This is a genomic window from Teichococcus aerofrigidensis, assembly GCF_054073225.1.
In genome coordinates this window covers 1-15,167 of record NZ_JBSXMU010000087.1, presented here as the reverse complement: position 1 = coordinate 15,167, position 15,167 = coordinate 1, and the positions used below count along the sequence as shown (strand labels likewise).

General features: G+C 69.5%; 12 protein-coding genes. 5 read left to right on the top strand and 7 right to left on the bottom strand.

What is annotated here, in order from left to right; genetic code table 11:
- The 3 genes from ACVMLK_RS15840 to ACVMLK_RS15830 form a co-directional block, all read left to right on the top strand.
- On the top strand, nt 1–216 hold a 216-nt coding region (locus ACVMLK_RS15840), incomplete at its 5' end, for a hypothetical protein (protein ID WP_457486931.1).
- Nucleotides 213–1,364 (top strand): glycosyltransferase, encoded by a 1,152-nt coding sequence (locus ACVMLK_RS15835; protein WP_198366743.1) that lies wholly within the window; start codon nt 213–215, stop codon nt 1,362–1,364. The genes ACVMLK_RS15840 and ACVMLK_RS15835, both read left to right, overlap by 4 nt.
- A gap of 3 nt (nt 1,365–1,367) precedes the next feature.
- The gene (locus tag ACVMLK_RS15830; RefSeq protein WP_198366744.1) at nt 1,368–3,008 is read left to right on the top strand and encodes a hypothetical protein; all 1,641 of its coding nucleotides are present in this window, start codon (nt 1,368–1,370) and stop codon (nt 3,006–3,008) included.
- Nucleotides 3,009–3,056: 48 nt separating this feature from the next.
- Here ACVMLK_RS15830 and ACVMLK_RS15825 read toward each other — a convergent pair whose 3' ends face one another.
- The 5 genes from ACVMLK_RS15825 to ACVMLK_RS15805 form a co-directional block, all read right to left on the bottom strand.
- On the bottom strand, nt 3,057–5,261 hold the full coding sequence (locus ACVMLK_RS15825) for a carbohydrate-binding domain-containing protein (protein WP_457486930.1): 2,205 nt from the start codon (nt 5,259–5,261) through the stop codon (nt 3,057–3,059).
- A 921-nt stretch (nt 5,262–6,182) separates the two neighbouring features.
- Nucleotides 6,183–7,196, bottom strand: a complete 1,014-nt coding sequence (locus ACVMLK_RS15820) for an ABC transporter ATP-binding protein (RefSeq protein ID WP_457486929.1) — start codon at nt 7,194–7,196, stop codon at nt 6,183–6,185.
- A complete protein-coding gene (locus ACVMLK_RS15815; RefSeq protein ID WP_457486928.1) occupies nt 7,193–8,233 on the bottom strand; it encodes an ABC transporter ATP-binding protein in 1,041 nt (346 codons plus the stop codon). The genes ACVMLK_RS15820 and ACVMLK_RS15815 overlap by 4 nt, the downstream gene beginning before the upstream one ends.
- A complete protein-coding gene (locus tag ACVMLK_RS15810; RefSeq protein WP_198366747.1) occupies nt 8,233–9,123 on the bottom strand; it encodes an ABC transporter permease in 891 nt (296 codons plus the stop codon). The genes ACVMLK_RS15815 and ACVMLK_RS15810 overlap by 1 nt, the downstream gene beginning before the upstream one ends.
- A gap of 11 nt (nt 9,124–9,134) precedes the next feature.
- Nucleotides 9,135–10,082, bottom strand: a complete 948-nt coding sequence (locus tag ACVMLK_RS15805) for an ABC transporter permease (RefSeq protein ID WP_457486927.1) — start codon at nt 10,080–10,082, stop codon at nt 9,135–9,137.
- 251 nt (nt 10,083–10,333) lie between these two features.
- On the opposite strand from ACVMLK_RS15805, the gene ACVMLK_RS15800 reads away from it, so the two are divergent.
- Both ACVMLK_RS15800 and ACVMLK_RS15795 read left to right on the top strand, forming a co-directional pair.
- The gene (locus tag ACVMLK_RS15800; RefSeq protein WP_198366749.1) at nt 10,334–11,233 is read left to right on the top strand and encodes a DMT family transporter; all 900 of its coding nucleotides are present in this window, start codon (nt 10,334–10,336) and stop codon (nt 11,231–11,233) included.
- A 156-nt stretch (nt 11,234–11,389) separates the two neighbouring features.
- A complete protein-coding gene (locus ACVMLK_RS15795) occupies nt 11,390–13,225 on the top strand; it encodes an SLC13 family permease (protein ID WP_422924919.1) in 1,836 nt (611 codons plus the stop codon).
- Here the strand turns inward: ACVMLK_RS15795 and ACVMLK_RS15790 are convergent.
- Together ACVMLK_RS15790 and ACVMLK_RS15785 are read right to left on the bottom strand one after the other, a co-directional pair.
- Complete coding sequence (locus ACVMLK_RS15790; RefSeq protein WP_457486926.1) at nt 13,185–13,775, bottom strand: AAA family ATPase; 591 nt, start codon at nt 13,773–13,775, stop codon at nt 13,185–13,187. The genes ACVMLK_RS15795 and ACVMLK_RS15790 overlap by 41 nt on opposite strands.
- 56 nt (nt 13,776–13,831) lie before the next feature.
- Nucleotides 13,832–15,067 carry a complex I 51 kDa subunit family protein gene (locus tag ACVMLK_RS15785; protein WP_198366752.1) on the bottom strand — a complete coding sequence of 412 codons (1,236 nt, stop codon included), beginning with the start codon at nt 15,065–15,067 and terminating at the stop codon, nt 13,832–13,834.
- Nucleotides 15,068–15,167 lie beyond the last annotated feature (100 nt).

The window sequence follows — 15,167 nt, the reverse complement described above, 5'->3', positions numbered from 1 at the left end:
ACCATATTTCGCATCGTCTCCGCCGCCCCCCGCCACATGAACCACGCCCCCGCCCGGCCCCCCCCCACCGCCCGCGCGGCCGGGCCGGAGGGCGCGGCGCTCGGCGCCGCGGCGGCCCGCTCGGCGCGCGAGGTCTTCGCGCCCGAGGTGTTCTGCCGGAAGGTCGCCGAGGTCTACGACCAGGTTGTCGCCACGCATGCGGAGAGCCGGGCATGAAGGTCGCCATCGTCCACGACGTCATCAACCAGTATGGCGGCGCCGAGAAGGTGCTGGAGGAGCTGCGCGCGATCTATCCGGACGCCACCATCATGGCGCCGAGCTATCATCCGGACCTGCTGCCGCCGCGCTTCCGTGACTGGGGCATCCGCACCAGCTGGCTCGACCGCCTGCCCGGCGCCAACCGCTTTCACCGCATCGTCTTCCCGCTCTACCCCTTCGCCATGCAGAGCCTGGTGACGGATGGCTACGACCTGGTGATCAGCAGCGCCTTCAACTTCGCGCACAATGTCACCACCGGGCCGGACACCACGCATGTCTGCTACTGCCACTCGCCCTCGCGCTTCCTCTGGGACTTCGACGCCTATGCGCGGCGCGAGGGCTTCGGCAAGGTCAAGCGCGGACTGATCGCACCCTTCCTCCCGCCGCTGCGCGGACTCGACATCGCCTCGGCGCAGGGCGTGGATCACTGGATCGCCACCAGCGATCTGGTGCAGCGGCGCATCCGCAAGACCTATCGCCGCCGCAGCGCGCTGATCCCGCCGCCGATCGACATCAACGAGTTCCACGTCGCGCCGCGGCATGACGGCTACTACCTGCTGCTGATGCGCCTGGTGGGCTGGAAGCGCGCCGATGTCGCCATCGAGGCCTGCAACCGGCTCGGCCTGAAGCTGCTGGTCGCCGGCGACGGGCGCGACACGGCGCGGCTGAAGCAGATGGCCGGCCCGACCATCGAGTTCGTCGGCCGTGTGGATGGCGCGCGCAAGGCGGATCTCTACGCGCGCTGCGCCGCCTTCATCCTGCCGGCGATCGAGGATTTCGGCATCACCCCCCTGGAGGCCATGGCGTCCGGCCGGCCGGTCATCGCGCTCGGCCAGGGTGGCGCGCTGGACACGGTGCGGCCCGGCGTCACCGGTGAGTTCTTCGCCGAGCAGGAGGCCGGCAGCCTGGCCGGCGTGCTGAGCGGCTTCGACCCCGATGCCTATGACCCCCAGGCCATCCGGCGGCATGCCGCGCAGTACGACCGCACGGTCTTCCAGCGCCGCATCCGCGAGGAGGTGGCGCGCGCCATGCGCCGCCAGGGCCGCGCCCCCGGCTCCGCCCCGGATCGTCCCGCCCGCCCGGCCGAGCCGCAGCTGGTGGCCTGATCCATGGCGACCGATACGCCACCCGCCGGCCCTCTGGACCGCGAGGGGATGGTGAATGCGTTGGGCCGGGACGGCGTCGCCCGGCCCCTCACCGTCGCCGGTCTGCGCGGCCAGGGCTTCGTCTCGGTGCGCGACCTCGGCGCCATCGGCGACGGGCGGAGCCATCCGCTGAAGCAGCGCTACCGCAGCCTCGCCGCCGCCAGGGCCGACTATCCGCACGCCACCAGCCTGGAGGACGAGATCGACTGGGCGGCCACGCAGGGCGCCATCAACATGGTTTCGGCGCGGGGCGGCGGCGTGGTCGTCTCCCCGGCCGGTCGCTATGTCTGCAACCGGACCCTCACCTTCCCGGAAAGCCGGGAATGGGGCGACCCCGGCACCACCGTCAACTGGCTGGGTGAAGGGCCGCTGGCCACGATCTACCGCTGGCCGCAGGATCTCGGACCGGACAGCTTCGCCGTGCTCTGCCCCAGGCGGCGCGAGGGCGACGGCATGTATGAAGGGCTGTGGCAGGACATCTGCCTGGAAGGTCCGGGCGACAAGCCGGTGCTGGGCAAGGCGCCGGCGCAGATGAGCGGCTGGGGATGGGGCTCGCGGCGGCGCATGACGCGCTGCTGGGCGCGGCGCTTTCGCACCGGCCTCGACATCGTCGGCGACCACAGCCGCTTCGAGGACGTGGTCTGCCGCGAGAACCACTACAATGTCTACTTCTCCAGCCCCAGCCGTTACCTCTGGGGTGACCTGCTGTTCGAGAAGTGCATGTTCAGCGGCTGCACGATGGCGGCCGTCGCGGTCCATCCGGCGACGCAGATGGGCGGCTGCACGATGATCTCCTGCTACATCGGCGGCGGTCCCTACGCCATCATGAAGGAAGCCGGCAACGGCATGGAGGTCATGGTCGGCAACTGTGTCTTCCTGAACTGCATGTTCGAGTATGTGGGAAACGCCTGGCTGCAGGACGAGAACACGCCGCGCCGCGCCGTGGTCCGCAACACGACCTTCGACACCTGCTACTTCCAATGGCAGGATTCCAACCGGCTGACGGCGGATGGGCGCGGCCGACGCGCCATCTGGGATTTCCAGCGGGCGGAGCATGTGCGCTGGCTGCAGCTCAAGGAACCCTTCGCCCTGCTGCCCGGCGACGAGGCCCTGCTGCGCGTCGACTTCGCGCATGCCTGCGAGATCCAGGGCCATATCGGCCATCTCATCAACAACTGCCGCAAGAGCGGGAAGCCGCTGCTGCATCCCTCCGCCGCGACCATGCACGGGCACCGCTACTGGAAGCTGGAGGAACCCGGCGAGTGGCGGGGGCAGTTCCTGCAGGTGGCCACAGGCGGCGGCGTGAAGCAGGGCGACGTGCTGGAGATGGCACCGGGAGGGCGGGTCCGGCGCGGCACGCGCTCCGATGCGCCGGTGGCCGGGATCTGCATGCTGGATGCGCGGGAGGGCGAACTGACCATCGTCGTCACGGCCGCGCCATCCCTGCCCGTGCGATGCCCGGCCGAAGTGAGGGATGGGCTGCTGGCGAAGGGGGAGGACGGGACCGCCGTGGCGGCGAAAGGCGCCGCGGACCCTGCCCTGCTCGGCTGGTCCAACGGCGCCGGCCAGGGCCGCGCCTTCGTGGCGCTGCGCGGCCTCGGCTGATCCTGCCGCGCGTGACGGCCGGATGTCTCCATCCGGCCGCCGGTCGCGTCAGAGCACCGCGTCGGGGTGATAGGTGATCTTGGCCAGGGCGAAGTCCGAGCTGTCATTCACCCCGTTCGGCTTCGCATAGCCCGTCGCCGAGATCTCCAGGCTGGAGAAGCTGGCGGCGGGATCGATGGAGAAGCTGTAGGCGGAGTCGCCGACCTTGGTGCCCTGCGTCGGGTCGAAGATCCCCTGCGCGACCATCACGCCGGCATCGTTGTAGGCCTTCCAGGCGCCACGCTCCGCGCCGGAGCCATGCTCGTTCGCCACCATGCGGCTGAGCTGGATCGTCGCCGAGTCCACGCCGGTATCGAAGTCCAGGGTGATGGCCTCGCTGCGGCCGGTGACGTGGTCATGGTCGATCTGGTTGTTGAAACGGCTGCCCTGCACGGCCAGGCCGTCCGCGGTCTTGTTCACCTTGGCCGCGCTGCCGGTGATCCCGAGCCCGGTGACGGAGACGCCGCCCCAGCTCTGGTTGCCCAGCGCGCCGGTCAGCGCGTCGCTGCCGTCGAGCACGATGGCGGCGGGCGCCGGCGCCGCGCTCGGCGCTTCGGAGGCACTGTCCGAGGCGGTGAAGGTGAAGGTCGCGCTGCCCGGCGACTTCAGGTCCTTGGCGGCGCCGGAGATGCTCGCGCCGTCGATCGTCGCGCTCTCGACATAGAGGTTGCGGTCGGTCGTGGGGGTGCCGCCCCAGGCGTCGTTCAGGAACCTGACTTCGGCGGTGTGCACGCCGCCGCCCCAGTCGCCCTTGACGGTCAGGGTGTCGGTCACACCGGAGTTGTGCAGCGAATGCGCGGTGAAGGTGCTGCCGACCTGCTTGCCGTCGATATACACCGCGTACTGCGCGTCGCCGTTCCAGGCATCCTGGCTGATGCGGATTGACAGGCTGTCGGAGCCGGAGCCGATGGTCTGCGTCAGGCCGGCCTTGTCCGTGTCGATCGGCGCCGCGGCGGAGGCGTCATTCACACCGATCACCTCGACGATCAGCGGATGATCCGAGACATTGACGGTGATCTTGCTGGTGTTGCTCGCCGTGGCGATGGGCGAGGTGCCGATCAGCGGGTCATAGACCTTGATGGTGCCGGCGACCTTGCCGAGATTGACGGTGACGGAGGAATTCGGCGCCGAGATCGCGGTCCGGCTGGCCTCATTCCAGATGTCCGGCTCGGCCCAGATGGCGATGTCGTAGTTGCCGTTCGATTCCTGCATCAGCATCGTGCGGCCGCTGGAAGGAAGGCCGCTGACCGAGAAGTCCAGGGGCTTGGTCGCGAAGCCGCCGGCATTGCCGCCGTCATCCTCGAGGATGGTGAGCAGGTTGTGGATGGCGGTCGCCGCCTTCTTGGGCGTGCCGTCGGAATGGAACAGGCCGAGGCTGCCCTCGACGGTCGAGGTCGCGCCCGCCTTGGTGCTGTTGTCCATCAGCTCATAGAGATAGGTGCGCTCGACACCGGCCCGCTTGGCATCGAGGAGGAGGTTGAGGTTGAGCTTCGCCTGCACTTCCTCGGTGACGCCGCCGCCGCCCCATTCCATGGCGTGAACCGCGGTGTAGTAGTTCGCCTCGGTGATCTGCACGGGATCGCCCGAGGAGAACTTCTTGGCGTTGGCCACGCCGGATTCGATGTTCTTGCCGGGCTGGTCGCCATTGCCGAAGTAGACATGCCAGTTGCCATAATCGGCCCAGGCCGTGAGATCGCCGAGCTTCGCGGCCTCCTGCGCCGTCAGGCCGCCGACCGACAGGTTCAGGATCGGGATGTCGTCCAGCAGGGCGCGGGCATTGACCTCGGCATGCAGCTTCGCCTGCAGCGCGCGGCCGATCGAGATGTCATGCGCCGTGTTGACGCCATTGTAGGTGACGCCGAACATGTTGATCTCGTTCAGCCCCTCGATCGACACAACGGCGTCGGGATGGGTCTTCAGCAGGGTCTCGATACGCTGGAGATCCTTCGCGTAGCTGCCGTACTGCGTGACCTCCGGCCCGGTGACGACGATGTTGAACTGGATGCCCTTGTCGGCCAGCGTCCGGTACAGGGGCATGGTCCAGCCCTCGGTCGGCGAGCCGTCGCGGATGAACGAGACACCGAGATAGTCGATGGCTTCCAGAACCGCCGTCCGGTTGGCGTAGGCACTCGTCGATCCGCCCCAGGACAGATGCGTGTTGATGCCGACGCTGTCGATGAAGTCAGCGGCGCGGATGGGGGTCTGAGCGGCCATGGAAAATCCCTTGCTGCTAGCTCGATCCGTTAAGGACTAAGCGACAGTGCGTTAAGAAATCGTTTAGCCAGCGGAATCTCCGCATGGCGCGCCGCGCCGCCCCTCACCGGGCGCCGGCAGCCGTCATGGCGTCACCCTGGAGGTGGACGCGCGCGGGGTCCTTCACGCCCGGCCATATCCGGCCAGGCCCGTGCGAAGGCGATGAAAGGAGGAGCGCCGGGCATGCGGCCGCCTCCGCTTGCGTACGCGGGTCGCGCACGCAGGCGACAACCGGAAGGTTGTCGACCATCGGATATTGCTGGCACCGTCCTGATCGGCGCCGATCCGGCGGGAGCCGGATCTGGCGATGCGCGGCGATCACCGCACTCGCAGCGATGGGCATCGCATCAGATGCCCGATGTCATCCCGGAAGATGACAGATCCCAGGACCAGTCGCGGTCGAAAGAAGTAGGTGTCAAGGCGAAGCGACGAGGAGCGTCGCGATCATCCTGCAGGTGAAATGGGATGGTGAGGGTGATCGAAGGGACCCGCACACCTTCCTGCACATGATCCTGTGGCGGCGGCGGTGTCCCTTTCCATCACGTCAATGGTCGATACCTCTGAACCGGAAGGCTTTTCCTCCGGTCCCGGCTCGCTCACATTTTTGTAAATGTTAAGTTCAAGCCTCGCAACCCGATATTGCCCTGGTTGCGGCAGAAGTTGCCGCCTGTCGATGAGGTTTAAGTTTCATCATGCAATGCATCTGTCTCGGCGAGATGAATAATGGCTTTCAACCAAGGTCAATCTCTCATGATGAGATTGTCGCCTCACGATATTGTATCTTTACGACTTCGAATCTATGCCGGGAACCATCGTGACTGATCTTGTGGTAGCGGATTAGTGCGTGACCTTTACTCGTCCACGCTTCGAGTTTCTTGGCCTTTACGATCCGCTCCAGTCCTGGCCCGCCATGTTCAGATCGTCCCGGATGCAGGCCTTGAAATGGCCCGGCGCCACCTCCCGCAGCGGCGGCCGCACCGCGGCGCAATCGGGCAGCGCATAGCGGCAACGGGTGCGGAACGAGCAGCCCGAGGGCGGATCGAGGGGGCTCGGCAGGTCGCCGCTGAGCATGATCCGCTCGCGCCGAAGCGTGGGGTCCGGGATGGGAACCGCGGAAAGCAGCGCCTCGGTATAGGGATGCCGGGGCGTGGTGAAGAGGCGTCGTGTCTCGGCGACCTCCACGAGCCGGCCGAGATACATCACGGCGATCCGGTCGGAGATATGCCCGACCACAGCCAGGTCGTGCGAGATGAAGAGGATGGCCAGGCCGAGCCGCCGCTGCAGCGACAGCAGAAGATTCACCACCTGGGCCTGAATCGAGACATCCAGGGCGGAGACCGGCTCGTCCGCCACCAGCAGGTCCGGTCCGGTGATCAGGGCGCGCGCGATGCCGATGCGCTGGCGCTGGCCGCCGGAGAACTCGTGCGGGTAGCGCGTGATCGACTGCGGCGGCAGCCCGACGAGCTGCAACGCCGCCTCCACCCTGGTGCGCCGCTCCGCCGCCGTTCCGGCGCCGCCGTGGATGTCGAGCGGCGCGGCAACCAGATCCTCCACGGTCATGCGGGGGTTGAGGGACGCGTACGGGTCCTGGAAGATGAGCTGCATCCGTTGCCGCAGCGGCCGCATCGCGGCCCGGCTCAGGCGGGTGACATCCTGGCCGGCGAAGCGGATGCTGCCCCCGCTCGGCGTCTCCAGCCGCAGGACGGTCCGGCCGACCGTGCTCTTTCCGGAGCCGGATTCCCCGACGAGGCTCAGCACCTCGCCCTTCCTGATCTCGAAGGAGACGCCGTCCACCGCCTTGACGTGATGGCGTGCCCGCGACAGCAGGCCGCCCCCGACCGGAAACCACTTCCGCAGATCCTCGACCTGCAGCAGGACATCCGCCGGCGCGCTCATGCCGCGTCCTCCCGGGCCAGCTCGTGCCAGCGGGCGCAGCGGACGAAGTGCCCCGCCCCCGCCGCCTCCAGATCCGGCACGGCGACATCGCAGACGCCGGACAGCGCATAGTCGCAGCGGGGCGCGAAGGCGCAGCCCGGCGGCAGATGCAGCGCATCGGGCACATTGCCGGGAATGGCCGCCAGCTCGCCCGCGCGCCGCCCCGCCAGGTCCAGCCGCGGCACGGAGCGCAGCAGGCCGCGCGTATAGGGCATGCGCGGCGTCTTGAAGAGCGGCACCACATCCGCCTGCTCGACGACGCGCCCGGCATACATCACCATGACGCGGTCGGCGATCTCCGCCACCACGCCGAGATTGTGCGTGATGAAGATCACCCCCATGCGGGTCTTCTCCTGCAGCCGGCGCAGCAGCTCCAGGATCTGCGCCTGGATGGTGACATCCAGGGCCGTGGTCGGCTCGTCGGCGATCAGCAGCGAGGGCTCGCAGGACAGCGCCATGGCGATCATCGCGCGCTGCCGCATGCCGCCCGACAACTGGTGCGGATAGGCCGAGAGACGTTGGCGCGGGGCGGGAATGCCCACCATGTCGAGCAGCTCCACCGCTCGCTCGAGGGCGGCGCGGCGGCCAAGGCCAAGGTGTTGCCGCACGGCCTCCGAAATCTGGTCGCCGATGCTGTGCACCGGGTTGAGCGAGGTCATGGGCTCCTGAAAGATCATCGCCGCCACGCGCCCGCGCAGGCCGCGCATGTCGTCTTCGGAGAGGGCGGTCAGGTCGTGCACCGAGCGGTTCCGGTCGCGCAGCAGCACCCGCCCCCCGATGCGGCAGAAGGGCGCCGGCGGTGTCAGGCGCAGGATGCCGAGGCTCGTGATGCTCTTCCCCGAGCCGGACTCCCCGACCAGCGCCAGCGTCTCGCCCTCGCCCAGCCGGAAGGAGAGATCGCGCACCGCCGGCAGGATGCCGCGACGGGTGTGGAAGCTGATGTCGAGGCCGCGGACATCGAGGACATCCGTGAGCGCCATCTCGTCCGGCATGGCCATCACCGCCCCTCCATGCGCGGGTCCAGCGCATCCCGCAGGCCGTCGCCGATGAAGTTGAAGCAGGTCACGGCCAGGGCGATGGCGGCGCCGGGCAGGATCGCGAGCCAGGGCGCGCTGGTCAGATAGCTCTGCGCATTGTCGAGCATGTTGCCCCAGCTCGGGGTGGGTGGCTGAATGCCGAAGCCCAGGAAGCTGATGTAGGACTCCGCCAGGATGGCGTGCGCCACATTGAGCGTCGCGGCGACGACGATCGGCGCCATGGCATTGGGCAGCAGCTCGCGGAACATCACACGCGAATCCCGCGCGCCCATGGCTTCCGCGGCCACCGCGAAGTCGCGCTCGCGCAACGCGCGGATCTGCCCCTCGACGATGCGCGCGACCTCCATCCAGGAGGTGATGGCGATCAGCAGCACGATGGATTCCACCGAGGGCTCGATCAGCGCCGAGATCGCCAGCAGCAGGAAGATGCTGGGGAAGCAGAGCATGGCATCGACGAAGCGCATCAGAACCATGCCGGGGATGCCCTGGTAGTATCCCGCGACCAGCCCGACGGTGACGCCGATCGCCATGCTGATGGCCATTGCCGCGAAGCCGACGGCCAGCGAGATGCGCCCCGCCATCAGAAGCCGGGCCAGCATGTCGCGACCAAGCTGGTCGGTGCCCAGCACATGCGCGCCGGAGAGGGGTGGCGAGAAGCGCGCGCGGATGTCGATGAAGACATCCGTGAAGGGCAGCAGGGAAGGTCCGATCACGCAGCCGGCCAGCATCAGCACGATCACGCCCGCCCCGAGCATGGCGAGCCTGTGCCGCAGGAATCGCCGCAGCGCCGGGAAGGCGACGGGGGGCGGCGCGGCGGAGGATGCCGTCGGCGCGGGGGCGGTGGTGGACATGGGGCGCCCCTTCAGGACAGGCGGATGCGGGGATCGGCGACGCCGTAGAGCAGATCGGCGATCAGGCTGCCGAGCAGCACCAGCACGGCGCTGAACATCAGGATGCCCATCACCGTCGGATAGTCGCGGTAGCTGATGGAATCGAGGAACAGGCGGCCCATTCCCGGCCAGGTGAAGATCGTCTCCGTCACCAGCGCGCCGCTGAGCAGCGAGGGCAGTTGCAGGCCGGCGATGGTGATCATCGGCAGCAGCGCATTGCGGACGGTGTGGTGCAGCAGAATGCGCCGTTCCGGCAATCCCTTGGACCGTGCCGTGCGGATATAGTCCTGGTTGATCACATCCAGCATGGAGGAGCGCATGTAGCGGCTCCAGATCGCGGTGCTGACCAGCGCCAGCACCATCGAGGGCGCGATCAGGTGGTGCAGCCGGTCGAGGAAGGAGCCGTCCCCCACGGTGTAGCGGTTGCCTGCCGGCAACCAGCCGAGCTCGACCGAGAAGACATAGATGACGACAAGGCCGAACCAGAAGGTCGGGATGGACAGCGCGATCATCGAGCCGACGGTCGCCAGCATGTCGAAGATGGAGTAGCGGCGAATGGCGCCGAGGATGCCGATCCAGGCGCCAAGCAGCATGGCGATCAGCGTCGAGGTCAGCATCAGCTCCAGCGTGGGGCCGAGATGCGAGCCAATGATCGACAGCACCGGCTGCTGATCGCGGAAGGAACGGCCCCAGTCGCCCCGCAACATGCGCCACAGCCAGTCAAGATACTGCACCGGCAGCGGACGATCGAGGCCGAGCTGCCGGGCGATGCGGTCCAGATCCTCCTGCGACATGTCGCTCGTGGCGAACTGCGAGAGCGGGCCGCCGGGCGCGAGATGCAGGATCGCGAAACCGATGACTGACACAAGCAACAACAGGCCCATGGACTGCAGCAGGCGGCGGAGCAGAAAGGTGGTCATGGCGAACGATCCCGCATCCCGGACCGTGGTGAAACCTGGCCCTCCGCGCGAAGCTTGGCAGCGCCATGGTGATGCGGCAAGGCGGCAAATCGGCTTGCGCGGCGCCGTTCCGGCCCGCCGCGACGATATTCGCGCCATCCTGCACAATCCTGTGCCACAGCCGCCCGCGCATCGGACTGCCGCGCCGGCGCGACCTGTGGCAACCTGCCTCGGGTGCCATCCGGGCGCTGCACCGAGAGAGGGCGTGACGCGTGACGGCATCGGTCTGGCTGCGGGTGGCGTTGCTCTCCCTTCTCTGGGGCTGCAGCTATCTGCTGATGAAGCTTTCGGTCGCCGCGCTGCCGCCCCTGACCGTCGTCCTGCTGCGCACGCTCATTGCCGCGGCCGTCCTCGCGGCGCTGCTGCCCCTTCTGCGCCAGCGCCTGCCGCTCCGGCGCGAGGTGTTGTTGGCCTGCCTGGGCATGGGCATTCTCAACAACCTTGTGCCCTTCACCATGATCATCTGGTCGCAGAAGACGATCGGTATCGGCCTCGGTTCGGTGCTGAACGCCTCCACGCCCTTCCTGACCGCCATCGCCGCGCATCTGCTGACACAGGACGAGCGGCTCACCGCCACGCGGCTGGCCGGCACCGCCATCGGCGTGGCGGGGGTCGCGGTGCTGATGGCGCCGACGCTTGGCATCCCCGGTTCGGACGGTGTCCTGCTCGCCGCCGGCGCGGCGATGCTGGCCGCCCTCTCCCAGGCCCTGGCGGCGATCTTCGGCCGCCGGCTCCGTGGCCTGCGGGTCCGGCCGGTGGCCGCGGCGACCGGCCAGATCACCGCCGCCGCCCTGCTTTCGCTGCCGCTGGCGCTGCTGATCGACCGGCCCTGGACCCTGCCGCCGCCCTCTCCGGCCATCTGGCTCGTGATCCTGGCGCTCGGCGTGTTCTGCACCGCCCTCGCCTTCATCCTGTACTTCTCCATCCTGGCCAGCGCCGGCGCCAATGCGGCGCCCCTGGCCATGATGCTGGTGCCGGTCAACACCACGCTGATCGGCGGCCTGCTGCTGGGCGAGCGGCTGCTGCCGGTTCAATGGCTCGGCACTGCCATGGTGCTGCTCGGCCTGGTGGTCATCAGCGGCCGGCTGCGGCTTCCCCGGCTGCCGCGATAGTCGGGCACCACGGCGTCCCTGTCCCGGCGGGGTTGCGATGCGCGCTGTGCCGGGTCATTCCCTGGGCCCATGCTGGCCCGGCCGTGCCGGGACCCTCCCGCCCAGGAGGAGGATCGCCCCTCCTCGTCGCCATCCGCCTCAAGGGGATCCGCGCGCATGAATGCCGACCTTGTCCTGGTGCTGCTCCTGCTCGGGCTGGCGGTCGTGCTGTTCATCCGCAACCGGCCGCGCGTCGACGCCGTGGCGCTGATCATGCTCGTCGCCCTGCCGCTGACCGGCATCCTGACCATCGGCGAGACCCTGGCCGGCTTCAGCGACCCCAGCGTGGTGCTGATCGCGGCGCTCTTCGTGCTGGGCGAGGGGCTGGTGCGGACCGGCATCGCCCGCCGCCTGGGCGACTGGCTGGTGAGGCGGGCCGCCGGCAGCACGGTGCGGCTGATCGTGCTGCTCATGCTCATCGTGGCCCTGCTCGGCTCGGTGATGAGCTCGACCGGCGTGGTGGCGCTGTTCATCCCCGTCGTGCTGCGCGCCGCCGCGCGGCTCCAGGCGCCGCCGGGCCAGCTGATGATGCCGCTCAGCTTCGCCGCGCTGATCAGCGGCATGCTGACCCTGGTCGGCACGCCGCCGAACCTGGTGGTCAACAGCGAGTTGCAGCGGTGGGGGCATGAGGGCTTCGGCTTCTTCGGCTTCACGCCCTTCGGCCTGCCGGTGCTGCTGCTCGGCATCGGCTACATGCTGGTGGCGCGGCGCTGGCTCACCGGCGCGGCCGAGGCGGTGGCCGAGGCGCGCGGCACCGCCCCCACCCTACAGGAACTGATCCGGGACTACAGCCTGGAGGGGCGGCTGCACCGGCTGCGCCTGGGCCATGGCTCGCCCCTGGCCGGGCACAGCCTGGGATCGCTGCGGCTGCGCGCCGGGCATGGGCTGAATGTCCTGGTGGTCGAGCGGCGGCGGCGCCTCGCGGCCGAGATGCTGGACGCCGCCGCGGAGGTGACGCTGCTGGGCGGCGACGTGCTGGTGGCGACGCTCCCCGCCAGCCCGGAGCAGCTGGCCCTGCTCTGCGACCAGCTCAGCCTCCACCCCCTGCCTCTGGAAGGCCTCGACCCCGCCGCCCAGCCGCATGCCGTGGGGCTGGCCGAGGTCATCATCGTCCCGGGCTCGGAACTGCGGGACAAGTCCGTGCTGGAGGCGGCCTTCCGCAGCCACTACGGCCTCACCGTCGCCGGGCTGCGCCGGGGGCTGAAGAGCTTCTCCGACGGTTTGCTGGAGGAGAAGCTGCAATCGGGCGACACGCTCCTGCTGGTCGGCCCCTGGAAGGCGCTGCGCCGCTCGCAGCTCGGCCGCCGCGATTTCGTGCTGCTGAACCAGCCGCGCGAGCTGGAGGAGCCCTCGCCCGCTGTCACGCGCGCGCCGCAGGCCCTGCTCAGCCTGGCCGTGGTGGTCGGGCTGATGGTCAGCGGCCTGGTGCCGCACGTGCATGCGGCGCTGATCGGGTGCCTGATGATGCTGGGCTTCCGCTGCATCGACCTCGACAGCGCCTACAAGGCCATCCACTGGCAGAGCATCGTGCTGATCGTCGGCATGCTGCCCTTCTCCCTGGCGCTGCAGCGCACAGGCGGCATCGCCCTGGCGGCGGAGGGGCTGATCGGGCTGGTCGGACAGGCCGGCCCCCAGGCGCTGCTGGCCAGCCTCTTCGCGGCGACCGCCCTCATCGGCCTCTTCATTTCGAACACCGCGACGGCGGTGCTGATGGCGCCGGTCGCGATCGCCACGGCGCGGGAACTGGAGCTCTCGCCCTACCCCTTCGCCATGATCGTGGCGCTGGCCGCCTCCGCCGCCTTCATGACGCCGGTCTCCTCGCCGGTGAACACCTTGGTGATGGGCCCCGGCCGCTACCGCTTCGGCGACTTCGTGCGGGTGGGCGTGCCCTTCACCCTGATCGTCATGGCGGTCAGCGTGGCGCTGGTGCCCTGGCTGCTGCCGCTGCGCTGAGCGGAGCGCCGATCCGGGCCAGGACGAAGCGCAGCCGCTCCGCGACCGGCGCAAGGGGCAGCGGCACCAGCTCGTAACCATAGTCCGGATAGGTCTCGGCCATCATCCCGCAGGTGCGCGCGGCCTCGGCCGCGTCCTGCCGCCGCTCGGCGTCGCCGTGGAAGATCGCCGGCCAGTGCGGCGCCAGGAAGACCTGGCGATGGTAGCGGAAGCGGCGGGCGGCGCGGTCGAGATGCGCCGGGACCGGCAGGCCGCAAAGGCGCAGATAGCCGATGACATCGGGCAGGCCGCGATCGAACACCACCGGCCCCGCCCGCTCCGCCGCCTCCCGGTGCGAACGCATGTCCCAGAGCGCCATCGCCTCGGCGAAGGCGGCGCGGTCGCGCCAGGGCAGAGCCGGGCCATCGATCTCCCGCTGGTCCCGGATGATGGCCCGGCCAGCCTCGGGCCGTGTCGCCACGCCCGCGGCCGCCAGGGCGGCGATCAGGGTGCTCTTCCCCGCCCCGGGCCCGCCGGTGACGATGTGAAAGCGCTCAGTCTCCATGGTCATGATTGGCATTCCCCCGAAGCCCTGGTGGAGATGCGGCACACGGCGTGCCCCCGCGACTAGCCGCGCGGCAGGGCGGCCTCGTATTCGGCGCGGAAGGTCGCGAGCGAGCTGGCCAGCACCGTCGCCGCCCCGTCCACCAGCCCGCAGCGGCCGCTGCCCGGCAGCAGACGCGCCAGGTTCTCCAGCGCCGCCAGGTCGCCGGCGCGGCCGGCTCCGGTGTCCAGCCGCTCCAGGATGCGCGAGACCTGATGCGTGCCGATCTTGCAGGGCGGGCACTGGCCGCAGGAATTGTTGGCGAAGAAGGCGACATACTCCGCCGTCTTGCGAAGGATGCTGGTGCCCTCGCCGACCACGATCATCGCCCCGGTGCCCAGGCGCGAGCCGCGCGCCCGCAGGCTCTCGAAATCCAGCGCCACGTCGAGATCGCCGGCCGTCAGCAGGGTGTTGGAGGGGCCGCCGGTGAAGACCGCCTTGAAGCCGCGCCCCGCCAGCATGCCGCCGCCCTGGGTGAAGACCAGCTCGCGCAGGCTGGTGCCCATCGGCAGCTCGTGCAGGCCGGGACGCAGCACGTCGCCCGAGAGGGAGTAGAGCTTGGTGCCCGCCGCCCCGCCCAGGCCGAGGGCCTGGTACCACGCGGCGCCGTGCCGCAGGATATGCGGCACATGGGCCAGGGTCTCGACATTGTTCACCAGTGTCGGCGCCCCGTGCACGCCCTGCTGGAAGGGAAAGGGCGGCTTCAGCCGGGGAAAGGGAAAGCCCCCCTCGACGCTGGAGATCGCGCCGGTCTCCTCGCCGCCGATGTAATGGCCGGAGCTCTCCCGCACTTGCAGCGTCAGCGCCTGCCCGATCGCCGCCGAGACGGAAGCGGCCAGCGGATGCGCCATCCAGGCGGCGACGGCTGCGCGGCAGGTGAGCACCGCCTCCCTCTCGCGCGGGTTGATGTAGAGCACCACCTGGGTCGCCTTCACCGCCAGGGCGGCGATCAGCGCCCCCTCGATCACCTGATGCGGCGTCGCGGCCAGCAGGAAGCGATCCTTGAAGGTGCCGGGTTCGTCCTCGTTGCCGTTGCAGATGATCCACCGCTCCGGCCCGGGCTGCGCCGCGACGCCGGCCCATTTGCGGTGCGTCGGGAAGCCTGCGCCGCCCAGGCCGCGCAGGCCGGACTGCTCCAGCACGGGGAGGATGGCGCCCGGGTCGGCCAGGGCCCGGGCCAGGCCCTGGCCGCCGCCCCCGGCCAGCCAGGCCCCGAGGTCGGCGCCGACACAGGCGGCCGGATCGGTGAGCACCTTCATGCGGCGCGCCCCAGCAGGCCCTCGGCGGTGACGTTGCCATAGGGCGGAAAGAGCAGCGGCGCCTTGCGGCCGAGATCCAGCCCGGCGGCCAGCAGGCCGC